This is a genomic window from Stenotrophomonas sp. GL_111 (assembly GCF_057835245.1).
This window is the reverse complement of the sequence record NZ_CM174421.1, coordinates 3,587,363-3,611,501: the sequence shown is the minus strand read 5'-3', so window position 1 is coordinate 3,611,501 and position 24,139 is coordinate 3,587,363. Positions and strand designations below refer to the sequence as shown.

The window sequence follows — 24,139 nt, the reverse complement described above, 5'->3', positions numbered from 1 at the left end:
CCCACCGCTCGCCTCACACCCAGAACGAATCCGCTGGCCAAAAAAAAGCCGCAGCGCCAGACAGCGCCGCGGCTCACCTCGTGGGGGAGGTCAAATCTGCTTGTGGTGCCTGTGGGGCGTCAGAACATATGCAAGCCACCATTGACCGCATAGTCCGCACCGGTCACATACGCCGCATCGTCCGAGGCCAGCCACGTACACAGGCTGGCCACTTCCTCCGGCTTGCCCAGGCGACGGATCGGCACCGAGCCGGCCAACCGGTCCAGTACATCCGGCGGGAAACTGCTGATCGACTGGCTGGCGATATAGCCCGGCGAAATGGTGTTCACCGTCACCCCGCGCGCGGCCACCTCGTTGGCCAACGCACGGCTGAAACCGTGCATCGCCGCCTTGGCCGTGGCGAAGTTCACTTGCCCGATCTGGCCCTTGTGCGCGCTCACCGAACCGATGTTGACGATCCGGCCCCAGCCACGCGTGGTCATCCCGTCGATCACCTGCTTGGTGATGTTGAACAGCGCATGCAGGTTCGCCCCCATCACCGCGTTCCAGTCGTCCTGGCTCATCTGGCGGAACAGCACGTCGCGGCTGCCGCCGGCATTGTTGACCAGTACATCGATCTCGCCCACCTCGGCCCTGACCTTGGCGAATGCCGCCACGCTGGACGCCCAGTCGGTGGCGTTGCCTTCGGAGGCGATGAAGTCGAAGCCCAGCTCGCGCTGCTCGCGCAGCCAGGCGGCCTTGCGCGGTGAGTTTGGTGCGCAGCCGGCCACGACCGTGTGGCCGTTGCGGGCCAGCTTCTGGCAGATGGCAGTACCGACACTGCCCATTCCACTGGTGACATAAGCGATGCGAAGCGTCATTGCAGCGTGCTCCCGGATGAAGGTATCAGGATGGAATCGGATCAGGCGGCGAACGGGTAGAGCCCGAACAGCAGGCCGCCGATCATCAACAGCAGCGAGATCGCTACCGCCCATTTCAGCGTGAACTTCTGGTGGTCGGCGAATTCAACCTTGGCCAGCCCCACCAGCAGATAGGTCGAGGGCACCAGCGGGCTGAGCAGATGCACCGGCTGCCCGGCCAGCGAGGCACGCGCCATCTCCACCGGGGTGATGCCGTAGTTGCCGGCCGCCTCGGACAGGATCGGCAGCACGCCGAAGTAGAAGGCGTCGTTGGACATGAAGAAGGTGAACGGCATCGAGGCCACGGCGGTGATCACCGCCAGGTACGGGCCCCAGCTGTCGGGAATGATCGCCAGGAAACTGTGCGACATCGCCTCCACCATGCCGGTGTTGTTGAGGATGCCGGTGAAGATGCCTGCGGCGAAGATCAACGCCACCACCGACAGCACGCTGCCGGCGTGGCTGACCACGCGGCGGCGCTGCTCGGCCAGGTTCGGATAGTTGATCACCAGCGCGATCGCGAAGCCGATCATGAACAGCACCGGCATCGGCAGCACGCCGATGATCAGCGCGGTCATCAGCGCCACGGTCAGCGCCAGGTTCACCCACAGCAGCTTCGGGCGCTTGGTGTCTTCGGCGTCTTCCACCGTCGGCAGCGCGTTGCCATCGTCGGACACACTGCCGTCCATCCAGCTACCGCCCTGCGGCAGCGTCACCACGCCCAGGCGGCGGCGCTCCTTCAGGCCCAGGTACCAGGCCAGCAGCAGCACGCCGGCACAGGCGATCACCATCGAGGGAATCAGCGGCACGAACACGTCGGCCGGGTCCACGTGCAGCGCGGTGGCCGCACGTGCGGTCGGGCCACCCCACGGGGTGAGGTTCATCACGCCACCGGCAAGGATGGTCACGCAGGTCATGTTCAACGCGTTCATGCCCAGCCGCTGGTACAGCGGCAGCATCGCCGACACGGTGATCATGTAGGTGGTCGAGCCATCGCCGTCCAGCGAGATCAGCATCGCCAGCACCGCGGTGCCGAGCACGATCTTCATCGGGTCGCCCTTGACCAGGCGCAGGATGATCCGCACCAGCGGGTCGAACAGGCCCGCATCGATCATCACCCCGAAGTACAGGATGGCGAACATCAGCATCACGCCGGTCGGGGCGATCTTCTTGATGCCTTCCAGCATCATCTCGTCGATGCCGGCGCCGAAGCCGCCGATCAGCGCGAAGAAGATGGGAATGGTGATCAGCGCGACCAGCGGCGACAGCCGCTTGCTCATGATCAAATACATGAATGTAATGACCATGCCAAAGCCGAGGATGCTCAGCATCATCTGCAGACTCCTGAAGGGGTAGTGCGGAAGGGAAGGCTCAGAAATCGAACTGCAGGCGGCCGGTCACCGCGCGGGTGCGGTCCACGGTGGCGTCGGCCAGACGGTCGCGGTTGCGGCTTTCGATCAGGTTGAGCATGAAACGCAGGTTCGGGCGCATGTACCAGTTGCCGCCCAGCGTCCAGGCCTCGGTCAGGCCATCGCGCAGGTCGGGCTGGCCGATCAGGTGCTGGTCACCGCGCATCTGGTCGTAGCGCAGGGCCACTTCGAAGGCACCGGCCTTGTGCTGGAAATCCTTGACCCGGCCGAAGCGGCCGGTCTTGCGGTCGTACACGCGCGACTCGCCGGTGACGAACCAGCTCACCAGGCCATAGCCCGCCAGCACCTTGCCACGCTGGCTGCCGTCATCGAAGGTGGCGCCGCTGAACTCGCCCTGCCAGGACAGCGGGCCGCGCACCTGCGCGTATTCCAGCGACCACTTGTTGACGTCGGTGTCGCGACCGGCCGAGAAATCGACCAGGGTCATGCGGTTGTTGTCGGACAGGTGGCCATCCGGGCGCGGGCGGATCTTCAGCCCGGGCACCCCGTTGGCGCCGGGGTTGTCGTAGCGCTCGTGGGCCAGCGACAGCCCCAGGTGCAGCACGTCACCGGCGGTGGCATCGGGTGCCCAGGTGACCCGGCCACCGGCGGCGCGGCCCTTGACCTGCCAGGCGTCGATGCTTTCCAGGCTGTAGGCGCTGGCAGCCCAGGTCATATCGCCGCGGGCGGCCTGCCAGGAGGCACCCAGCCGGTACAGCGGCGCCAGCGTGGTGCCGGCGTTGCCGCGTTCCAGGAAGGTGCCGTAGTTGGAGCTGGTGCGGTCATCGAGCGAGAAGAACTGCTTGAACTGGCCGACGGTCAGTTTGCCGGCATCGCCGAAGCTGCGGCTGACGAACACGTCCTTGGCCTCGACCCGGTCGCCGGAGAAATCGGCTTCCAGCTTGTAGTCGACCACGAAGAATTTGCCGGAGACATCCATCCAGGCACGACGGATCTCGGTGTCATCCTTGTTCGGCGTGCCGCGGCTGTCATTGCTGAAATCAGCGAAATCCAGGTGCAGGCGGCCGCCCAGGCTGGCGGTGACCGGGCGCTCATCCTCGGTGCCCTCGGCGGCCCACAGCGGGGCGCTCAGCAGCATCAGGGTACAGGCGGCCGGTGCGCGCGAGCGCAGTGCATTCAGTTCCATGGACCCTCCCAGGTACACATATGGGGTGTTGACGGCAACGGCATCGGCACGGGGTGCGATGCGATGGCGCAGCCTAGTGCGGGGAAGCTGTCATCCACCTGTCAGGCCGTGTTGCACTGCAACGCAGCGACCCGGCAGGGCGCTTCGCGCTAGGATTCGCGCACTGTTCCCCTTCTTCGAACCCCCTCCGACCGATGCGCCTGCTGCTGGTGGAAGACAATCCGGACCTGGCCGATGCCATCGTCCGCCGCATGCGCCGCAGCGGCCACGCGGTGGACTGGCAGAGCGATGGGCTGGCCGCCGCCAGCGTGCTGCGCTACCAGAGCTTCGACCTGGTGGTGTTGGATATCGGCCTGCCCAAACTGGACGGCCTGCGCGTGCTGGCCGGGATGCGCGAGCGTGGCGACAGCACCCCGGTGCTGATGCTGACCGCGCGCGATGGCATCGAAGACCGCGTACAGGCGCTCGATGTCGGCGCCGACGATTACCTGGGCAAGCCGTTCGACTTCCGCGAGTTCGAGGCGCGCTGCCGGGTGCTGCTGCGGCGCGCGCGCGGCCAGGCCAGCGAAGTGGTGCAGATCGGCACGTTCCAGTTCGACAATGCCTCGCACCGGGTCAGCCTCGATGGGCAGCCGATCGAGTTGCCCAACCGCGAGTTCCGCCTGCTGGAGATCCTGATGGGACGGCTGGGCCAGGTGGTGGGCAAGGACGAGATCGGCAACGGCCTGTTCGGCTTCGACGACGAGGCCGGCCCCAACGCGATCGAGCTGTACGTGGGCCGGCTGCGGCGCAAACTGGCCGACGCCCCGCTGCGGATCGTCACCGTGCGTGGCAGCGGCTACCTGCTTGAAGCCATTGATGCCTCGACCGCCACCGATGCGCCGCCCGATGGCGACTGACCCGCGCACCTCCGGCTCGATCCGGCACACCTTGTGGCTGTACTTGGGCGCGTTCCTGGCGTTGTTCGCGGTGGTGCTGTTGTTCGGCGCGCGCGACTACGGCCAGCGCGCGGCCAACCGTTCCTACGACCACCTGCTGGTGTCTTCGGCGCTGTCGATCGTGGACTCGGTGGCGCTGGTGGAAGCGCAGTGGCAGGTTGACCTGCCGTATGCGGCGCTGGACCTGCTTGCGATGGCACCGGAAGACCGCGTGTTCTACCGCGTCTCCGATGGACGCAATGCCACCGTCACCGGCTATCCCGACCTGCCCGCGCCGCCGCAGTTGCCGAATGACCGCCCGCAGCTGTTCGACGCGGACTACAGCGGGGAGCAGGTGCGCTTCGTGGTGGTCTCCCGGCGCGTGTCGTCGCCGTCGGCACAGGGTGAAGTGCGGGTGCAGGTCGGGCAGACCCGGCGTGCCCGCGAAGCGCTGGCACAGGACATGGTGACCCGCGCATTGCTGGCGATCGGCGTGCTGTCGCTGCTGTCCTTGGCACTGGTGGGGCTGGGCGTGCACCGCGCGCTGCGCCCGCTGGTGCGGATGGAGCGCGAGCTGGCGCGGCGCGAGCCGTCCGACCTGAAACCGCTGGATACCCGCGTGCCGCGCGAGATGGACAAGATGGTCGGCGCGCTGAATCACTTCATGGGCCGGCTGTCGAGCAGCAATGAAACCCTGCGCGCGTTCATGGCCGAGGCCGCACACCAGATGCGCACGCCGCTGGCGGCACTGCGGGCGCAGGCACAGCTGGCGCTGGATGAGGAAGAGCCCGAGGAAATGCGCCGCAGCCTGCATGCGATCGAGCGCAACGCCACCCACATGAGCCGCCTGCTCAACCAGCTGCTCAGCGATGCCAGCGTGATCCACCGCGCCAACCTGCAGCGCTTCGCTCCGGTCGACCTGGCCGAGACGGTGCACCAGGCCCTGCACGAAGCCTTGCCACAGGCGCTGCCCACGCCGCGCGTGCAGCTGGCGGTGAGTGCCCAGGCCGCCTGGGTACGCGGCGACGCGCTGCTGCTGCGCGAGGCGATCAAGAACCTGATCGACAACGCGCTCAAGTATGCCGGGGATGGCGCGCTGCAGATCGCCCTGACCGAGGAAGCCACCGACTGCGTGCTGACCGTCGCCGACCACGGCCCCGGCATCGCCGCCGCCGATGCCGAGCGCGTGTTCGAGCGCTTCGCCCGCGGTGAAGGCGCACCGGCCGGCGGTGCCGGGCTGGGTCTGGCCATCGTCAAACGCGTGGTCGACAGCCACGGCGGCCGCATCGACCTGAGCAACCGTATCGGCGGGGGCCTGATCGCCACCATCCGCCTGCCAAGGATGTACCCATGACGCGCTGGATCTGCCTGCTGGGCCTGCTGATGCTGGCCACCCCGGCGCTGGCCGCGCCCGGCGATGTGCAGCGCTTCCCGGCCAAGGGCACGCCGGTGGCGCAGCTGCGCATCCACGGCTCGACCGACATCGAGGTGTTCGCCACGGTGATCGCCGACTACCAGCGGCTGCACCCGGGCACCGAGATCCTCTACGAGGACGTGATCACCCAGGACATCTACGCGCGCTACCTGCGCGACCGCACGGGCCCGGCCGCTCCGGACATGCTGATCAGCAGCGGCATGGACCTGCAGACCAAGCTGGTCAACGACGGCCACGCGCTGGCGCACCGTTCGGCGCAGACCGATGCGCTGCCGCCGTGGGCGCAGTGGCGGCATGAGGCGTTCGGGATCAGCTACGAGCCGGTGGCGATGGTCTACAACACCCGCACATTGCCTGCCGCGCGGGTGCCGCATACGCGCCGGCAGCTGCTGGACCTGCTGCGCGCGCCGGACGCCCCCTTGTTGAAGCGGGTAGGCACCTACGATGTCGAGCGCAGCAGTGTCGGCTACCTGTTGGCCACCCAGGATGGCCAGCGCGGCAGCATGGCCGGCGCGCTGCTGGGCGCGCTGGGCGACAACCAGGTGCAGCTGGAGGAACGTACCGGCGTGCTGCTGGACCGGGTCAGCAGCGGTGAGCTGTCGCTGGTCTACAACGTGCTGGGCTCGTATGCACAGGCTCGCATCGATGCCGGCGCCCCATTGGGCATCATCGAGCCGGAGGACTACACGCTGGTGGTGCTGCGCACCGCGGTGATTCCGCGCAGCAGCCGCCATCCCGAAGAGGCACGCCGGTTCCTGGACTACCTGTTGTCGCCGCGTGGCCAGCAGGTGCTGTCGCGCGAGGCACGGCTGATGCCGATCCTGCCGGGGCAGGGCCAGCAGCGCGGGCGCTCGCCCGAGCGCAGCTACCGCCCGATCCAGCTGGGCCCGGGCCTGCTGGTGTACCTGGACGGGCTCAAGCGCCGCCAGTTCCTGGAGGCGTGGCGCGGCAGCATGCGGCAGCAAGGCCGGTAATCGCGGCGCACCCCCTTCAACACGAAGGGGGCTGTTCTCCAGACACATTACACTTGGCCACATGACCGACCTGACCCTGCTGATTGCCGATGACCACCCGCTGCTGCGCGCGGCGGTCGTCCATTCGCTGCGCCAGTCGTTGCCGCAGGCGCAGGTGATCGAGGTTGCCAGTGCCGCCACGCTGGAAGCGGCGCTGGACCAGCACCCGGAAATCGAGCTGGTGCTGCTGGACCTGACCATGCCCGGTGCGCGCGGCTTCTCCTCGCTGCTGCACGTGCGCGGTGCGCATCCGGACATCCCGGTGGTGATTGTCTCGTCCAACGATCATCCGCGGGTGATCCGGCGCGCGCAGCAGTTCGGCGCGGCCGGGTTCATTCCCAAGTCGGCCCCGGCCGAGACCATCGGCCAGGCGGTGGCGACGGTGCTCGACGGCGGCGTGTGGTTCCCGGCGATGGCGGCCGAGCGCTCCGAATCCGATGCTTTGCTGGCCGCACGCCTGGCCCAGCTGACCCCGCAACAGTTCCGCGTGCTGCTGTGCCTGGCCGATGGCCTGCTCAACAAGCAGATCGCCCACGAACTGGGCCTGGCCGAGAACACGGTGAAGGTGCACGTCACCGCGATCCTGAAGAAGCTTGAATGCTACAGCCGCACCCAGGCCGCGGTGCTGGTCAAGGCGCTGGAGCCGGAAGGCGGGCTAGGTGCAGACCTGTAACCCCACCCGGTAGCGCCGAGCCACGCTCGGCTGCTCCTGAATCACCGATCACCCCCGGTGCCGCACCAGCAACTGCGTCATCAACGCGCGCAATGCCGGGGGCCGCACCGGCTTGGACAGGAAGCCCCAACCGTTCTCCGCCGCCTGCGCCTTCAACCCGTCATCGCGTTCGGCGGTGACCAGAATCACCGGCGGGCGTACCTGCCAGCGCTCGGCCAGCTGTTCGTACAGCGTGGGCCCATCGAATTCGCCCATACGCACATCCAGCAGCACCAGTTGCGGCACCGTCTGCATGCGCGCCGCCGCCAGTGCCGCCTGCGGGCCATCGGCGAGTTCGACGTTGCAGCCCCACCGCTCCAGCAGCGCGCGGGTAGCGGCGCACACGCGCGGGTCATCATCGATGCACCACACCCGGCACTGCTGCAGCGGGCTGTCATCGGCCGGTTCGGGTGGCAGCACCGGCAGCGGCGGGGGCGGTGGAACCTGCGCCGCATCCCCGAACGCCACGTCCACCGTGAACACGCTGCCACGGCCCAGGGTGGAGCGCAGGCTGATGCGGTGGCCGAGCAGCCGCCCGATCCGCTCCACGATCGCCAGGCCCAGCCCGGCACCGCGCTCCTGTTCCACGCCGTCATCGAGCCGGCGGAATTCCTCGAAGATCTCCGCGTGCAGGCTCTCGGGAATGCCTGGGCCCTGGTCGTGCACTTCGATGCGCAGCTGGTCGCCGCGGCGCCGGCAGCCGATCAGCACGCGGCCGCGCGGGGTGTAGCGCAGCGCGTTGGAGAGGAAGTTCTGCAGGATCCGGCGCAGCAGCGCTTCATCGCTCACCACCACCGCGCGGGTGTCCACCCAATCCAGCTGCAGGCCGCGGCTGTTGGCGGCGATGCCGAACTCGCGCGCCAGCGTCTCCAGCAAGGGGGACAATGCAAATGCCCGCACCTGGGTCTGCAGCGTGCCCGATTCCAGTCGGGAGATATCCAGCAGGCTGGTCAGGATGGCGTCCTGCGCGGCCAGCGCCGCATCCACGTGTTCGCTGAGCTCGCGGGTATCGCCATGCAGCTTGCCGCGCAGCACCGAGACGAACATGCGCGCGGCATTCAACGGCTGTAGAAGATCGTGCACCGCCGAGGCGACGAAGCGCGATTTATAGCGGTTGGCCTGCTCGGCTTCGCGGCGGGCCTCGTCCAGGTCGCGGGTGCGCTCGGCCACGCGGTGTTCCAGCGCGTCGGCCAGCGAGCGCAGTTCGCGCGCGGTGTTCTTGTAGGCGGTGATGTCGGCATAGCTGGTGACAAAGCCGCCATCCGGCAGTGGGTTGCCGCGGATCTCCAGCACCGTGCCGTCATCCTTTTCGCTCTCACGCATATGCGGACGACCGCTGCGCAGGTGGTTGAGGCGGCGCTCGATCGCTTCATCGATCGGCCCGGGGCCGAGCAGGCCGCGGCGCGCGTTGTAGCGGAAGATCTCCTCGATCGGGCGGCCGACCCGGATCAGTCCGGGCGGGAATTTGAACAGCTCCAGATAGCGCGCATTCCACGCCACCAGCTTCTGTTCGGGATCGATCACCACCACGCCCTGCGGCAGGTGCGCCAAGCTGCGGCTGAGGCCGCTGTCAGCCTGTTGCGCGGCCTGCAGCACGCCATCCTGGGCGGTGCGCAGTTCTTCGGCGTGCTGCTTGAGCACGCTTTCCAGCTCACGCCGGCTGCGTTGCCGGTGCGCGGCCAGCCGCCGCCGCTGCTGCACGAACAGCACCAGGAAGCCCAGCGCGAGCCAGGCCGCCGCACCGCCAATGGCGGCGCTGCGCCCGGCACGGGTGGCCGCGCCGGCATCGTGCAGCAGGTGCAGGTTCCAGCGTTCTTCGGGCAGGGCCAGGCTCTGCCACAGCATCGTCCGCGGCAACCGCGGGTCGAGCAGGCGCACCATGCGTCCACCATCCTCGAGCACGTCTTCGGTGCGCACCCGCAGCGGTTGCAGCGAGCGGTCGGCGTACTGGCGGCTGTCGAGCATCTCGCGGCGTTCGGTGGCCCCCAGCGGGCGCAGCAGGCGATAGCGCCAGATGTCGCGGTTGGCCAGGAACACGACGTCGTGTTCGTCGCTGGCCAGCACCACGTCGGTACTGGGCAGCCACTCCTGCTCCAGCGCGGACAGTTCGATCTTGATCACCACCACGCCGATGCGCGCGCCATCTTGCTCGATCGCCTGCGACAGGTAGTAGCCGGGCACGCCGGTGGTCATGCCGATACCGTAGAAACGGCCGTGACCTGTAGCCAGCGCCTGGCGGTAGTAGGGGCGGTAGCTGTAGTTCTCGCCGACGTTGCTGCTGGCCTGGTCCCAATTGCTGGCGGCCACGGCCACGCCATCGTGGCCGACCAGGGTCAAGGTGGACGCGCGCGTGACCTGGTTGGCGCGCTGCAGCTTCAGATTGAGCTGCTGGCGTCCAACCGCATCGGGCGGTTGCAGCAGGGCGCGGCGCAGGTCCGGGTCCAGTGCGAGCACCTGGGGCAGGGTGCCGAAGCGGTCGATGCGCTGCTGCAGGCCCTGTCCATACAGTTCGAGCTGGCGCAGCACCTGGCCGCTTTCGGCGGCCAACGCGCTGCGCCATGCGTAGTGTCCGGCGGCGGCCGCACACAGCACCGTACCGCCGATCATCAGCAGCAGGGTCAACAGCAGGGTGCGATGGCGGCCGAGCCAGTACATGGCGGCAGTCTACGGTCGTGCGGCGGGCGTGGTGTGCACGCCCGCCGCAGGCAACGCGATCAGAAATGCATCTGTGCGCGCAGTTCGAAGATTTCCGGCGTGCTGCGCACACCGCGACGGCTGGCGTCGACCTTCACGTAATTGGCCTGGAACTTGAAGTGGCTGGTGAGGTACCAGTTCGCACCCAGGGTCCAGTCGTGCTGGCGGCCACCGAGCACATCGGCATCGTCCAGGTCCAGGCGGCTGTAGCGGCCGACCAGTTCCACCGCGCCGTAGCCGTGGGCGGGCTTGACGTTGGCCACCGAGCCGGCGCTGTAGGCGCGCGATTCCCCGGTGAGCACCCAGCTGGCCATCGCGTACTGGCCGTTGCCGGTGAAGTCCGGTTTGCCTTCGCGGCTTACGGTGGCCTGCAGCGCTTCGCCCTGCAGCGAGAACGGGCCCTTGATCCAGATCCCTTCCAGGCCGGTCCGCACGATCTTGTCGGCGGTGGTCAGCGCGCCCGAATCGACCAGGCGCAGATCGGTCAGGCCGGCTTCCGGGCGTGCCCGCAGCCGCGCGCTGGCGGCGTGGGAGACGTCGCGGCCGTCGCGGTAGCCGCGCGGGTTTTCCTGCGACAGGGCCACACCCAGGTGCAGCACATCGCCGTCGGCCTTGATCGGGGTCCACACCGCGCGCACCGCCTGGGTGGTGCCGGGGTTGTCGCCCTGCAGGTCCTTACCGCCATAGGCACCGGCCTGCAGCAGGTAGCGCGGGCGCTCCAGCACCCAGTCCACACCGGTGCGGCGGCCTTCGTAGATGGCCTGCACCGGCAGGGCGTATTCCAGGAAGCTGCCGGCGCGCGAGCTGGTCACCGCATCCAGACCGACCGGGGTCTTCATGTAGCCGAAGCGGAACTTGCCGATGTCGCGGCCGAACAGCGCCTTGCTTTCCAGGCGCACGTACACGTCCAGCCAGGTATCGGCCTGGAAGTCGTAATAGACCATCGCGTCGTACACGCCCTTTTTCTTCAGGGTCGCGCCGAACTCCTTGCGGCGGACCGCATCGGCGTCTTCGATGCCGCTGCCACCGGAGAAATCATTGAGGTCGTAGGCGATGTTGGCGGTGGCGGCCAGTTCGGTGCCATCGCTGAAGGCCACTTTGGTCGGCCAGTTGTCCCAGTCCGCGGCGGAGGCGGCGAGCGGGGTGGCGCTCAGGCTGAGCAGGGCAAGGAACAGGGGAGTTGGGCGCATGGAATAGGGTCGCTGCAAGGAGTGGGGCAGAACAACAACGGCCGCGGGCGGCAAAACTGTGGGGCAATCTGCCCCGGGGCCTCACGGCATCCGCCGCCGTGGGGGCGCGGTGCGATCGCAGTGTAGGCACCCGGGACAGCTGAACCGGGGGGCTAGTACCAATAGGCTATCTGCGCAGCGCGGACGGCGGCGTAAAAAGGCCTCGTCCGATGCCGCCCGCTGTGGCCGGCCTCCCTCGTGATACTGCCGGAGCTTCCCATGCACGTTCCCACCGCTGCCCCGCTTGCGGCCAAGCCGTTGCCGTTCTACCGCCAACTGTACTTCCAGGTGGTGGTGGCCATCGTGCTGGGTGCCATCCTTGGGCACTTCGAGCCGGCCTTCGCCGAATCGCTCAAGCCGCTCGGCGATGCCTTCATCAAGCTGGTGAAGATGATCATCGCCCCGGTCATCTTCCTGACCATCGTCACCGGCATCGCCGGCATGACCCACCTGCGCACCGTGGGCCGGGTGTTCGCCAAGTCGATGGCGTACTTCATGTTCTTCTCCACCCTGGCCCTGGTGGTCGGCATGATCGTGGCGCACGTGGTGCAGCCCGGCGCCGGCATGAACATCAACCCGGCAGACCTGGACCAGGCCGCGGTGCACAGCTATGTGGAAAAGTCGCATGAGCTGACCTTGACCGGCTTTGCGATGGACATCATCCCGTCCACCCTGGTCAGCGCCTTCGTGGATGGCAACATCCTGCAGGTGCTGTTCGTGGCGGTGCTGTTCGGTATCGCGCTGGCCCTGGTCGGCGAGAAGGGCCGCCCGGTGCTGAGCTTCCTGGAGGCGCTGACCGCGCCGGTGTTCCGGCTGGTCCACATCCTGATGAAAGCCGCTCCGATCGGTGCGTTCGGCGCCATCGCCTTCACCATCGGCAAGTACGGGGTGGGGTCGCTGATCAACCTGGCCTGGCTGGTGGGCTCGTTCTACCTCACCGCCTTCCTGTTCGTGGCGGTGATCCTGGGCGCGGTGGCGCGCCTGTGCGGCTTCTCGGTGTTCAAGCTGGCCCGCTACCTCAAGGCCGAACTGCTGCTGGTGCTGGGCACCTCGTCGTCCGAATCGGCGCTGCCCTCGCTGATGGAAAAGATGGAGCGCGCCGGCTGCAGCAAGTCGGTGGTGGGCCTGGTGGTTCCCACCGGCTACTCGTTCAACCTGGACGGCACCAACATCTACATGACCCTGGCCGCGCTGTTCATCGCCCAGGCCACCAACACCGAACTGACCCTGGGCCACCAGATCGCACTGCTGCTGGTGGCGATGCTCAGCTCCAAGGGCGCTGCCGGCGTCACCGGCGCGGGCTTCATCACCCTGGCCGCCACCCTGGCCGTGGTGCCGGAAGTGCCGGTGGCCGGCATGGCACTGATCCTGGGCGTGGACCGCTTCATGAGCGAGTGCCGCTCGTTGACCAACTTCATCGGCAATGCCGTGGCCACCGTGGTGGTGTCGCGCTGGGAAGGCGCGCTGGACCGCGACCGCCTGGCGCTGGCGCTGGATGGCCGCGAGGCCGAACTGCCGGCGTTGACCACCGACGACCTGCCGTCGCCGCTGACCGCCCCGGCCCGCTGATCCACTCCGGTTGTGTGTGTTGCAGGGCCTGGCCGCTCCCCCTGTGCGGCGGGCCCTGCATTTTTTTCTGGCCGACCCGGTGATGCAGGGTGTCATCGCAGCCTGTCACGATGGCCGCATACGCTGCCGAACGGCGGAAATTATGTGCGGTTGCAGCATGTCCGCGACAGCGTAGCGACAGGTCCAACCACGCCAACGGGGGTATGATCCCCTGTTCCTCTCGCCCATTCATCTGCAGAAAGCGATGTCCAACGAAGATTTCAAACAGGCTGCCCTCGATTACCACCGCATGTCGCCGCCGGGCAAGATCCGCGTCGCAGCGACCAAGCCGATGCTGACCCAGCGTGATCTGTCGTTGGCGTACTCGCCGGGCGTGGCTCACGCCTGCGAGGCGATCATGGCCGACCCGCAGCAGGCCAGCGAACTCACCGCACGCGGCAACCTGGTCGCCGTGATCTCCAACGGCACCGCCGTGCTGGGCCTGGGCAACATCGGGCCGCTGGCCGGCAAGCCGGTGATGGAAGGCAAGGGCGTGCTGTTCCAGAAGTTCGCCGGCATCGATGTGTTCGACATCGAGATCGACGAAAACGACCCGGACAAGCTGGTCGACATCATCGCCTCGCTGGAGCCGACCTTCGGCGGCATCAACCTGGAAGACATCAAGGCCCCGGAGTGCTTCATCGTTGAGCGCAAGTTGCGCGAGCGGATGAACATCCCGGTGTTCCATGACGACCAGCACGGCACCGCGATCATCGTCGGCGCCGCGGTGCTGAACGCGATGGTCGTCACCGGCAAGAAGATCGAAGAGGTCAAGCTGGCCACCACCGGCATGGGCGCGGCGGGCGTGTCCTGCGTCAACATGCTGGTCTCGCTGGGCCTGAAGAAAGAGAACATCCTGGCCTTCGACCGCGAAGGTGTGATCCACACCGGCCGCAGCGACCTGGACCCGGAAAAGGCGCGTTACGCACGCGACACCGACAAGCGCACGCTGGCCGAAATCGTCGACGGTGCGGACATCTTCCTGGGCCTGTCGGCCCCGGGCATCCTCACCGCGGACATGGTCAAGACCATGGCCAAGGATCCGGTGATCTTCGCCCTGGCCAACCCGACCCCGGAAATCATGCCGGAAGTGGCGCGCTCGGTACGCCCGGACGCCCTGATCGGCACCGGTCGTTCGGACTACGCGAACCAGATCAACAACGTGCTGTGCTTCCCGTATCTGTTCCGCGGCGCGCTGGACGTGGGTGCCACCGCGATCAACGAAGAGATGAAGATCGCCTGCGTGCACGCGATCGCCGCGATGGCACGCCGCGAGGCCAGCGACCTGGGCTCGGCCTATGGCGATGAGACCCCCAGCTTCGGCCGCGACTACCTGATTCCGCGTCCGTTCGACCGCCGCCTGCTGGTGGAGCTGTCCGCCGCCGTGGCCCAGGCCGCGATGGATTCCGGTGTCGCTACCCGTCCGGTGGCCGACATGGCCGCCTACCGCGAGAAGCTGGCCCAGTTCGTCTACCGCACCAGCCTGATGATGAAGCCGGTCTACGACCGTGCCCGTTCGGACAAGCAGCGCGTGGTCTACGCCGAAGGCGAAGAGGAAGTGGTGCTGCGCGCGGTGCAGAACGTGGTCGATGAGGGCCTGGCGCTGCCGATCCTGATCGGCCGCCCGGACGTGATCGAATCGCGGATCCAGCGCATGGGCCTGCGGATGCAGGCCGACGTGGATTACCAGGTCACCAACATCAACGATGACCCGCGCTTCAACGAGTACTGGCAGTACTACCACAACCTCACCGGCCGTCGCGGTGTGACGGTGGCGGCAGCCAAGAACCTGATGCGCTCGCGTCCGACCCTGATCGCGGCGGTGATGGTGGCACGCGGCGAAGCCGACGCCATGCTGACCGGCGTGGTCGGCCGCTTCCACAAGAAGCTCGGCTACGTGCGCAGCGTGCTGCCGCTGGAGCCGCGGGTCAGCTCGACCTCGGCCATGACCGGTGTGATCAACCAGCACGGCGTGTTCTTCTTCGTGGACACCCACGTGCAGGAAGACCCCACCGCCGAGCAGATCTGCGAAGCGACCCTGCAGGCCGCCTACCGCATGAAGTTGTTCGGGATCGAACCGAAGGTGGCGCTGCTGTCGCACTCCAACTTCGGCAGCCACGATTCCAAGGACGCGCTGAAGATGCGCAGCGTGCGCAGCATGCTGCTCAAGCGCAACCCGCGGTTGAACGTGGATGGTGAGATGCAGGGCGACACCGCGTGGGACGAAGCACTGCGCCACAAGCTGCTGCCCGACAGCACGCTGAAGGGCCGCGCCAACCTGTTCGTGCTGCCCAACCTGGAGGCGGCCAACATCGCCTACAACCTGGTGCGCGTGTTCACCGACGGTGTGGCGATCGGCCCGATCCTGATGGGCGTGGCCAAGCCGGTGCATATCCTCACCACCAGCGCCACCTCGCGCCGCGTGCTCAACATGACCGCCATCGCGGCCGTGGATGCGCAGATCCGCAAGCAACTCGAGGCGGAGAAGGCCTGAGGCCTTCTCACCTCGCGTTGCCCGCGCATTCCACCTCTACCCCCGCCTTCGGCGCGCCCCTTCAACAGAAGGGGCTCCCCTCCATTGGATGGGTCGGGGTAGCTACCGACCGTTGGTCGGTAGGCGTTGAAGAAAAGGGGATCGATGCCCGCATCGGTCCCCTTCTGCGTTCAAACCCTGCCATCGGACGTACCCACCATCGTCACTGCCGTGCAACCTGCGCCGGGCCAAATAGCGGCACGCGGCCCGGCCGTGGCACCGCTCCTGACGGAGCGCGCCACCCCGGGCCCGACCAGATTCCCCCTCGGCTCCCGGAGCAGTGCCATGCGCCAGCGCACCACCATGCGGTACTTCAAACAGTTGTTCGCGCTTTACGCCGGGCTCGTCGGCGCCCGCTGAGGGCAAACGCCATGCCAGGCGCGGCAGCCTCCCCCAGGGCCCAAGGTGGTAGAATCGCAGGCCTCGCAATTCCATTCTGTGCCCACGCCATGAGCCATACCGCCACCGCGCCCGCCAACGCCGAGAAGCGTTACACCGTGCACCGCAGCGACCTGCCGCTGAGCTGCCCGACGCCGGAAATGGCCCTGTGGAACTCGCACCCGCGCGTGTACCTGCCGATCGAAGACGAGCCCAACTGCGAGGCCAAGTGCCCGTACTGCGGCGCGGTTTTCGTGCTGGCCGACTGACCTGCGGACCCCGCCCGTGCGCCGATTGACCGTGGTGCAGCTGCTGCCGGCGCTGCACTCCGGCGGCGTGGAGCGCTCCACCCTTGAAATTGCCTCCGCCCTGGTTGCCGCCGGCCACCGGGCCATTGTCGTGTCCGCCGGTGGGCGGCTGGTCGAACCGCTGCTGGCCAGCGGTGCCGAACACCTCACCCTGGACATCGGTCGCAAATCGCTGCTGACCCTGCGCCACGTGCTCAGCCTGCGCAAGCTGTTTGCGGAGGTTGGCGCGGACATCGTCCACGCGCGCTCGCGGCTGCCGGCCTGGCTGGGCCTGTACGCCGTGCGCAACCTGCCAGCCGCGCAGCGCCCGCACTGGGTCACCACCGTGCACGGGCTCAACTCGCCGGGCCGCTACAGCGCGGTGATGACCAGCGGCGAGCGTGTCATCTGCGTCTCGCAGACCGTGCGCGCGTTCGTCCAGCAGCATTACCCGGACGTGGACCCGCAGCGCCTGCAGGTGATCCCGCGGGGCGTGGATGTGGCCCAGTTCCCGCGCGTGGCACGGCAGGACCGTCGCGCACGGCTGGCCGTGGCCGCACGCCACCCCGAGCTGGCCGGTGAGGCCCCGCTGCTGTTGCTGCCGGGGCGCGGCACCCGGCTCAAAGGCCATCGCCACGCGCTGGCGCTGCTGGCCGGGCTGCATGCCGCCGGCACACCGGCCAAGCTGTGGATGCCCGGCACCCGCGAGCCGGGGCGCGAGGCCTACGTGGCCGAACTGGAAACCCAGGCCCGTGCACTGGGCGTGTTCGATGCGGTGCTGATGACCGCACCCACCCGCCGCATCGCCGAAGCGTATGCCGCCAGCGATCTGGTCCTGCAGGTATCGGACAAGGCCGAAGCCTTCGGCCGTACCGTGGTGGAGGCGCTGTCGGTGGGCCGACCTGTACTGGGCTGGAACCACGGCGGTGTCGGCGAGCTGCTGGCGCAACTGCAGCCATCCGGCGCGGTACCCTTGCACGACAGCGAGGCCCTGCTGGCACGCGCGCAGCAGATGCTGCAGCAACCGCCGGCGCTGCCTTCGCGGATCCCGTTTACCTTGCAGGCGATGCAGCGTGACACGCTCCAGCTCTATGCCTCCATCGCTGGTTGAATCGGGGCGCCCCGATTCGCCAGCCTCCCGTGCCGGACGCTGGGCCCCGTGGTGGGTGATCGCGTTCGTCGCGCTGTGGCCGTTGCCCGGCATCGCCGAAAGCGTGCTGGTGCTCGGTGCGTTGTATGCCGCCACGCGCATGGTGCAGCTGCGCCTGCAGGGCAAGCAGCGCCTGCTCAGCAGCCCGGCCTGGGCGCTGACCAGCATCCTGTTCCTGGGCTACTGGCTGCCGCAGGCGTTTTCCGCGTTCGATGCGATCGATCCGGCCACGGCCTGGCGCAAGACCGCCGCCGGGCTGCGCTATCTGCCCTTCATGTGGCTGGTGGCCATTGCCGTGGGCAGTCCGCAGCGGCGGCGCCTGACCCTGGGCGGTATCACCGTCATCACTGCGTTGTGGACCGTGGATGCGCTGGCGCAGGCCGCGCTCGACAGCAGCCCGCTGTTCTGGTCGCTGGACCAGCTCAAGTGGCTGGTCAGCGGGCATGGGCTGTGTTCCCCGCAGGAGGCCGCCGCCGCCGACCGCCTCAGTGGCGTGCTGGGTCCGTGCAATCTCAAATTCGGCCAGGTACTGGCCAGCCTGTCGCCGTTCCTGCTGTTCGCCGCCGGCGGCCGCTTCGGCCGTTGGGGGTGGTTGCTGGCCGCCGCCGCGGTCGGTGTCGTGCTGATCCTGGCCGGCTCGCGCGCCTCCTGGTTGACCTATGCGCTGGTGCTGATTTTCTCGGGCTGGCGTCTGCTTGGCGCGCGCGCGCTGCTGCTGTGCCTGCTCGGTGGGGTGCTGTTGCTGGGCGTGTTGGCGGTGACCGTGCCGCAGGTGCGCGAGCGGGTGGCACGCACCGCGATGGCGTGGCAGGGCGCAGGCAAGGACGATGGCGTCGACCAGGCCTTGTCCGGCCGCGCGCAGATCTGGTCTGCGGCGGCGTGCATGATCGAGGAGCACCCTATCAACGGCGTCGGCGCCCGCGGTTTCCGCGATGCGTACCCGGCGTGTACGCCGCCGGACGTGCAGGCGGTATGGGGCGATCGCCCTGCCTTGCATGCCCACCAGATCGTGCTGGAAATCCTGGCTGAAACCGGTGTGCTTGGTTTGCTGCTGTGGCTGGCGGCCGCGGCCCAGGCCGTACGCGCATGGCGCTACGCGCCGCCGGCCGCGCGCGAACGAGCGCGCCCGGCGATGCTGGCGCTGGCGGTCACCGTGTTCCCGCTCAACACCCACCTGGCGTTCTATTCCACCTTCTGGGGCGGCCTGACCCTGCTGCTGGCCGCGCTGTACGCCGGCAGCCTGCTCGCCCGCGAAGAGTCCAACCCGCCCTGAGCACACCGCCCGGTAGTGCCACGCCATGCGTGGCAGCCCTCCGTTCCGGCAACGTAATCCACACCTCGTCGCAGGGCAGGCTTACCGGTAGTAGTCGCTGCGGCCGCCGGGTTGGCGCTTGAAGCGGCGGTGGATCCACAGGTACTGGTCGGGTGCTTCGCGCACCATGTCTTCGATCGCCTTGTTGACGCGGGCGGTATCGGCTTCGACATCCTCACTGGGGAAGCTCTCCAGCGGCGCGCCGATCTTCAGGAAATACCGGCCGCCTTCGCGACGGTGGAAGAACGGCACCACCGCGCAGCCGGTCATCCGCGCCAGCTGGTGGGTGGCGGTGATGGTGGACGCGGTGTGGCCGAAGAACGGCACGAACACGGTGTCCTTGCCGCGCATGTCCTGGTCGGGCGCGTACCACAGGAAGCCGCCCTTCTTGAGGTGCCGCACGGTGGCGCGGATGTCTTCATTGGCGTACATCGCCTTGGCGTAACGCAGCCGGCCGAACTTCACCGCCCATTCGTAAACCGGATTGCGGTGCTTGCGGTACATACCCGACAGCTCGACGTGGTCGCACAGCAGGCGCCCGCACATCTCCAGAGTCATGAAGTGGCCCGAGACCAGCAGCACGCCGCGGCCTTCGGCCTGCATGCGCTGCAGGTGCTCCAGACCTTCAATCTGCACCTGCGGGCGGATGCGATCGATACTGCCCCACCAGGCCCGCGCGAACTCGAAGATGCCCACGCCGAGTGCGTCGAAACTATCGCGCAGCAGGCGCGCCCGCCAGGCGTCGTCCTTCTCCGGGAAGCACAGCTTCAGGTTCACTTCGGCGGCACGGCGGCGGCTGCTGGCCAGCCGGTAGGCGACCGAGCCGACCCCGCGGCCGAGGGCGCGCTGCAGCAGCCACGGCAGCCGGGCGACCGCGAAGGCCCCGAGCATGACGGCGTACATCGGCCAGTGGCGGGGATCGCGCAGCGACGGGCGGGTGGCAGTGGAGGCGGTATCGGACATGCCCCTGATTTTAGTGCGTGCGCCCGGCTTTGGGGTGAGCGGTGGCCGACCCGGGCCCCGGCGTGTCTTCCCGGCGTCGCTCCCGTATCCTTCCCGCATGCGTAAAGACCCTGTCGAATGGATCCTGCGCGGCCTGTACTCGGTCGTGCTGTACCTGCTGTTGCCGATCACCGTGTACCACCTGGTCTGGCGGGGTTTCCGGGTGCGTGAGTACTTCCAGCGCTGGGACGAGCGCTATGCGTCCTATCCGCACCCCACCGGCCAGCCGCGGGTGTGGCTGCACGCGGTCTCGGTGGGCGAGGTCAATGCCGCCGCGCCGCTGGTCAACGCGCTGCGCACGCTGCGCCCGGACATCCGCTGGGTGATCACCACCATCACCCCGACCGGCTCCGAGCGCGTGCGCGCGCTGTGGGGCGAGGCGGTGGACCATGTGTACCTGCCGTACGACGTACCCGGCAGCGTTGGCCGCTTCCTCGGCCACTTCAAGCCCAGCCTGGCGCTGATCCTGGAAACCGAGCTGTGGCCGAACATGCTGTTCGGCTGCCGCGATCGCGGCATTCCGGTCTACATTCTCAATGCGCGGCTGTCGGCGCGCTCGCTGCGTGGCTACCGCCTGCTGCGTGCGCTGATCGGGCGTGCGCTGCGCACCGTGACCTGCGTGGCCGCGCAGTCGCAGGACGATGCCGAGCGCTTCGTGCAGCTCGGGGCGCTGCCGGAACAGGTGCAGGCACTGGGCAACCTGAAGTTCGATATCGCCACGCCGAACGTGCAGGACTTCATCGCGCACTTCCACGCCGCGGTCCCGGCCGGGCGGCCGGTGTGGATTGCCGCCAGCACCCACGAGGGCGAAGAGCAGGCCACCATCGACCTGCACCGCCGCCTGCGCGAGGCGCTGCCGGAACTGCTGCTGTTGTGGGCACCGCGCCATCCCGAGCGTTTCCCGAAGGTGGAAGCGCTGGCCCGCGAGCAGGGCTGGAAGGTGGCTACGCGCCGCCAGCAGCGGTGGCCACAGGCCGACACCGACGTGTTCGTGATCGATACGCTGGGCGAGTTGATGTCATTCTACGGCTGCGCCCAGGTGGCGTTCGTTGGCGGCAGCCTGCAGCCGATCGGCGGGCACAACCTGCTGGAGCCGGCGGCAATGGGCACCGCCACGGTAACCGGGCCGCACCTGCACAACTTCGCCGAGATCTCCCGGCGCATGCGTGAAGCCGGCGCGGTGCTGATCGCCGAGGACGCCAACGGGGTCGGCGATGCGGTGCTGACCCTGCTGCGCGACCCGGACGCGCGCGAGGACATGGCGCGCGCGGGCTGTGCACTGGTCAGCAATGGCCGCGGCGCGCTGGAGCGCACGGTCGCGCTGATCACCCCGCACCTGCCGCCACCGGTGGCGTGACGCTACCGCTGTAGAGAAGGTTCTTCTCCTCTCTGCGGTGAATGCCTGCCGGCCCCCAAGGCGGCCCCAACGCTCGCCTCAGCCCCAGAACGAATCCGCTGCTGTTGATCTGGGAGTGAGACGCCCCTCGAATGGGCGAAGACCCATAAAAAAAGCCACCCTTGCGGGTGGCTTCTGGTTACTGCGCTGCGCTGAAACTCAGTTGACGTGAGTGCTCGGCGTGGCGGCGGCCTGGGTCAGCAGGCGGTTGATGTCCTGCAGCTCGGCGATGTCCAGCGTGCCGATCGCCTGGCCCAGCTGCAGACGGTTCTGCAGGAAGGTGTAGCGGGCGTTGGCGTAATCCAGCTGCGCGGAGAACAGGATGCGCTGGTTCTGGATCACGTCCAGCACGGTGCGGGTACCCACTTCCAGGCCGACCTGCGAGGCGTCGTAGGCGCTCTGTGCCGACACCACCGCCAGGCGGCGTGCTTCCACTTCGCTGATGCCGGCCACCAGGGTCTGGTAGGCATTGCGGGTGTTGCGGTCCAGGGCGCGCTTCTGCTGCTCGTAACCGTCCTGGGCGATATCGCGCTGGGCCAGCGCCTGGCGTACGCCGGACTGGGTAGCGCCACCGGCGAAGATCGGCACGTTCAGGGTCAGACCGATGCTGTTGGTGCGACGGTCCGGGCTGAAGCTGTCACCGGCACCGACCACATCGCCCCAACTGGCCGACTTGCCTGCCGTGGCACCGAGCGACAAGGTCGGGTAGTGCCCGCCGCGCGCGGCCGATACGCCGGATTCGGCGGCGGTGACCTTCAGTTCCTGCGCCTTCAGCGACGGGTTCTGGGTGACGGCTTCGCCGACCAGCTGGTCGACGCTGGCGTACTTGGCCGGCAGTTCCGGGCGGAAGTCGGCCGGCAGTGCACGCAGGTCGGTGATCGGCTGGCCGGTCAGTTCGGTCAGCGCCTGGTAGTTATCGGCCAGGGTGTTCTGCGCGATGATCGTGTTGGCACGGGCCTGGTCGTACTGGGCGCGGGCTTCGTGCACGTCGGTGATCGGGGCCAGGCCCACTTCCAGGCGCTTGTCGGCGAAGTCGAACTGCTTCTTGGCCGCCGCTTCGTTGGTCTGCGCCGCCGACAGCGATTCGATCGCCACCAGCACGTTGAAGTACGCCGCCGAGGTGCGCACGATCAGGTCGTCGTTGGCCGAATCCAGGGTGAAGTCCGCGGCCTTGCTCAGGTCACGCTGCGAGCGCAGGTTGGCGAACTGCGACCAGTTGAACAGCGTCTGGCTGCCGCTGACCGTGTAGTTGCGGCCCTTGGTGGTGATCGAGTTCGAACTCAGATCGTGGTTCGGATTGGTGCGGGTGCGGTTGAGCGTCGCCTCGCCGTTGATCTGCGGCAGCAGGGCGGCACGCGCCTGCACGGCGCCTTCCTTGTCGTACAGACGGGTCGATTCAGCTGCAGACAGCTGCGGATCGCCGTTGCGCGCCATTTCGTAGACCTGCAGCAGGTCGGCGGCGGAGGCGGTCATCGGCAGCAGGGCGGCGGCCAGCGCAATAGCGAGGGATCGGCGGATCATTGCGGCTTCCTTGGACTCAGAGTTGGAACTGGGGCGCCGGGGCGGCACCGCGCAGGTAGTCGATATCGGTTTCAAACAGGGAATCGATGCTGCCGTCGGCCTTGACCAGCACCGCTTCCATCACCGGGGACTGGCCACGGATCACGAACAGGCGGCCACCGGGGCGCAGCCACTGGGTGAAGCGGGCGGGAATCGTGTCAACCGCGGCGGTCACACAGATCGCGTCGAAGCGGCGCTCGGTGTCCCAGCTCAGCGCGTCGGCGGTTTCGATGCGAACGTTGTTGCCCAGCCCAGCCGCGTCCAGACGCGCACGCGCGGTGCTGGCCAGTTCCGGTTCGATTTCCAGGCTCAGCACGTCGCGGGCCAGCTCGCCCATGCAGGCGCTCAGGAAGCCGCTGCCGGTGCCGATTTCCAGCACTTCATCACCCGGCTGCAGATCCAGCGCCTGCAAGGCGCGACCTTCGATCACCGGCTTCATCATCTTCTGCCCGAAGCCCAGCGGCAGTTCGATGTCGGCGTAGGCCAGTGCGCGATGCGATTCAGCGACGAACGCTTCCCGCGGCAGGCGTGCCAGTACATCGAGCACGCGGATTTCCAGCACATCCCATGGGCGGATCTGCTGTTCAACCATCAGTTCGCGGGCGTGGGAGTAATCGATCGTCATGAGGTTCTAATCCAGCGCAGTGGGCCGGCCATTTTACCGGTGCCGGGAGCCGGCGGCGCGCTGAGAGCATCGCTGCCGTCGCGCCGGGGTCGCAGTGCCGGAAGTCACCGCGACCTCCGGTCCATTCATATTGTTGTCACGGCCTGTGACGGGGCGTGTACGCCCTCAGGAAAAAGTCGACGCTGACGCTCAGATGGGCATCGGTGTCGACCTCGGCCGGGGCCGGCCGCAACCCGCACATCATATGCGTATGCAGCTCGCCCTTGATAAGCGTGAAGAACTGCATCGCCGCGGTGGGCAGGTCCTCGATCTCCAGCTCGCCCTGGGCCACACGGGCACGCAGGAACTCGCAGAGCGCATCGGTGGTGCGCTGCGGCCCGGCCACCCAGAACATCTCGCGGATGCGGTCGTCGGTATCCGGGGCCATCATCACCCGCTGCACGGCCACGGCCGCCGGCGAGGTGATCATGCCGAAAAAGGCCTGGCCGATACCCAGCAGCTGGTCACGCAACGGCCCTTCGGCGTCGGTCACGAACAGCGCATCGGGCAGCATCTCGACACAGGTCGATTTCACAGCTTCGGTGAAAAGGGTCTCTTTGTCGCCGAAATGGCTGTATACGGTCAGCTTGGAGACGCCTGCCTGGGCGGCGATGCTGTCCATGCTGACGCCGCTGTAGCCCTGGTCAACGAACAAGGACTTGGCCGCCTCGAGGATCGCTGCGCGCTTGCCCAGGTCCTTCGGACGCCCCGGCCCGGAGGCCTTGGCGGCAGGCTTGGCCGGCACGGTTGGAGAGGTCGCATCAATCATCCAAACAATACTAGACCAATCGGTT

The 24,139-nt window shown here is 67.8% G+C and carries 19 protein-coding genes; 10 read left to right on the top strand and 9 right to left on the bottom strand.

Annotated features, from left to right (window positions below; genetic code table 11):
* Positions 1–119: 119 nt before the first annotated feature.
* The 3 genes from phbB to AC3IPM_RS16010 are packed head-to-tail and all read right to left on the bottom strand — an operon-like array spanning position 120 to position 3,455.
* Entirely contained in the window at positions 120–860 is a 741-nt protein-coding gene (gene phbB / locus AC3IPM_RS16020) for an acetoacetyl-CoA reductase (RefSeq protein ID WP_489301096.1), read from the bottom strand.
* A 41-nt stretch (positions 861–901) separates the two neighbouring features.
* Positions 902–2,230, bottom strand: coding sequence for a CitMHS family transporter (locus AC3IPM_RS16015; RefSeq protein WP_489304183.1), 1,329 nt, complete (start codon positions 2,228–2,230; stop codon positions 902–904).
* A 40-nt stretch (positions 2,231–2,270) separates the two neighbouring features.
* The gene (locus AC3IPM_RS16010; protein WP_489301094.1) at positions 2,271–3,455 is read right to left on the bottom strand and encodes an OprO/OprP family phosphate-selective porin; all 1,185 of its coding nucleotides are present in this window, start codon (positions 3,453–3,455) and stop codon (positions 2,271–2,273) included.
* A 194-nt stretch (positions 3,456–3,649) separates the two neighbouring features.
* On the opposite strand from AC3IPM_RS16010, the gene AC3IPM_RS16005 reads away from it, so the two are divergent.
* The 4 genes from AC3IPM_RS16005 to AC3IPM_RS15990 all read left to right on the top strand — a co-directional run bounded on the left by AC3IPM_RS16005 (position 3,650) and on the right by AC3IPM_RS15990 (position 7,493).
* A complete protein-coding gene (locus tag AC3IPM_RS16005; RefSeq protein WP_489301092.1) occupies positions 3,650–4,354 on the top strand; it encodes a response regulator in 705 nt (234 codons plus the stop codon).
* Complete coding sequence (locus AC3IPM_RS16000; protein WP_489301090.1) at positions 4,314–5,726, top strand: sensor histidine kinase N-terminal domain-containing protein; 1,413 nt, start codon at positions 4,314–4,316, stop codon at positions 5,724–5,726. The genes AC3IPM_RS16005 and AC3IPM_RS16000 overlap by 41 nt, the downstream gene beginning before the upstream one ends.
* Entirely contained in the window at positions 5,723–6,781 is a 1,059-nt protein-coding gene (locus AC3IPM_RS15995) for an ABC transporter substrate-binding protein (RefSeq protein ID WP_489301088.1), read from the top strand. The genes AC3IPM_RS16000 and AC3IPM_RS15995 overlap by 4 nt, the downstream gene beginning before the upstream one ends.
* Before the next feature lie 61 nt (positions 6,782–6,842).
* Positions 6,843–7,493 (top strand): LuxR C-terminal-related transcriptional regulator, encoded by a 651-nt coding sequence (locus AC3IPM_RS15990; protein WP_489301086.1) that lies wholly within the window; start codon positions 6,843–6,845, stop codon positions 7,491–7,493.
* A gap of 48 nt (positions 7,494–7,541) precedes the next feature.
* On the opposite strand, the gene AC3IPM_RS15985 is transcribed toward AC3IPM_RS15990, so the two are convergent.
* The gene (locus AC3IPM_RS15985) at positions 7,542–10,187 is read right to left on the bottom strand and encodes a hybrid sensor histidine kinase/response regulator (protein WP_489301084.1); all 2,646 of its coding nucleotides are present in this window, start codon (positions 10,185–10,187) and stop codon (positions 7,542–7,544) included.
* 59 nt (positions 10,188–10,246) lie between these two features.
* A complete protein-coding gene (locus tag AC3IPM_RS15980) occupies positions 10,247–11,416 on the bottom strand; it encodes an OprO/OprP family phosphate-selective porin (RefSeq protein ID WP_489301082.1) in 1,170 nt (389 codons plus the stop codon).
* Between the two features lie 258 nt (positions 11,417–11,674).
* Here AC3IPM_RS15980 and AC3IPM_RS15975 point away from each other — a divergent pair, with 258 nt between their 5' ends.
* The 5 genes from AC3IPM_RS15975 to AC3IPM_RS15955 all read left to right on the top strand — a co-directional run bounded on the left by AC3IPM_RS15975 (position 11,675) and on the right by AC3IPM_RS15955 (position 18,684).
* Positions 11,675–13,024, top strand: a complete 1,350-nt coding sequence (locus AC3IPM_RS15975) for a dicarboxylate/amino acid:cation symporter (RefSeq protein WP_489301080.1) — start codon at positions 11,675–11,677, stop codon at positions 13,022–13,024.
* A 244-nt stretch (positions 13,025–13,268) separates the two neighbouring features.
* Positions 13,269–15,557 (top strand): NADP-dependent malic enzyme, encoded by a 2,289-nt coding sequence (locus AC3IPM_RS15970; RefSeq protein ID WP_489301078.1) that lies wholly within the window; start codon positions 13,269–13,271, stop codon positions 15,555–15,557.
* Positions 15,558–16,045: 488 nt separating this feature from the next.
* Entirely contained in the window at positions 16,046–16,243 is a 198-nt protein-coding gene (locus AC3IPM_RS15965; RefSeq protein WP_489301076.1) for a zinc-finger domain-containing protein, read from the top strand.
* Positions 16,244–16,259: 16 nt separating this feature from the next.
* Positions 16,260–17,372 (top strand): glycosyltransferase, encoded by a 1,113-nt coding sequence (locus AC3IPM_RS15960; RefSeq protein ID WP_489301074.1) that lies wholly within the window; start codon positions 16,260–16,262, stop codon positions 17,370–17,372.
* Entirely contained in the window at positions 17,353–18,684 is a 1,332-nt protein-coding gene (locus AC3IPM_RS15955; RefSeq protein WP_489301072.1) for an O-antigen ligase family protein, read from the top strand. The genes AC3IPM_RS15960 and AC3IPM_RS15955 overlap by 20 nt, the downstream gene beginning before the upstream one ends.
* Before the next feature lie 81 nt (positions 18,685–18,765).
* Here the strand turns inward: AC3IPM_RS15955 and AC3IPM_RS15950 are convergent, their stop codons facing one another.
* Positions 18,766–19,686 carry an LpxL/LpxP family Kdo(2)-lipid IV(A) lauroyl/palmitoleoyl acyltransferase gene (locus tag AC3IPM_RS15950; RefSeq protein WP_489301070.1) on the bottom strand — a complete coding sequence of 307 codons (921 nt, stop codon included), beginning with the start codon at positions 19,684–19,686 and terminating at the stop codon, positions 18,766–18,768.
* A gap of 97 nt (positions 19,687–19,783) precedes the next feature.
* Between AC3IPM_RS15950 and waaA the strand changes: the two genes are divergently transcribed.
* A complete protein-coding gene (gene waaA, locus AC3IPM_RS15945) occupies positions 19,784–21,082 on the top strand; it encodes a lipid IV(A) 3-deoxy-D-manno-octulosonic acid transferase (RefSeq protein WP_489301068.1) in 1,299 nt (432 codons plus the stop codon).
* A gap of 198 nt (positions 21,083–21,280) precedes the next feature.
* Here the strand turns inward: waaA and AC3IPM_RS15940 are convergent, their stop codons facing one another.
* The 3 genes from AC3IPM_RS15940 to AC3IPM_RS15930 form a co-directional block, all read right to left on the bottom strand.
* The gene (locus tag AC3IPM_RS15940) at positions 21,281–22,642 is read right to left on the bottom strand and encodes a TolC family outer membrane protein (protein ID WP_489301066.1); all 1,362 of its coding nucleotides are present in this window, start codon (positions 22,640–22,642) and stop codon (positions 21,281–21,283) included.
* A gap of 16 nt (positions 22,643–22,658) precedes the next feature.
* Positions 22,659–23,306 carry a protein-L-isoaspartate O-methyltransferase family protein gene (locus AC3IPM_RS15935; RefSeq protein WP_489301064.1) on the bottom strand — a complete coding sequence of 216 codons (648 nt, stop codon included), beginning with the start codon at positions 23,304–23,306 and terminating at the stop codon, positions 22,659–22,661.
* 136 nt (positions 23,307–23,442) lie between these two features.
* Positions 23,443–24,114 (bottom strand): TetR/AcrR family transcriptional regulator, encoded by a 672-nt coding sequence (locus AC3IPM_RS15930; RefSeq protein WP_489301062.1) that lies wholly within the window; start codon positions 24,112–24,114, stop codon positions 23,443–23,445.
* Positions 24,115–24,139 lie beyond the last annotated feature (25 nt).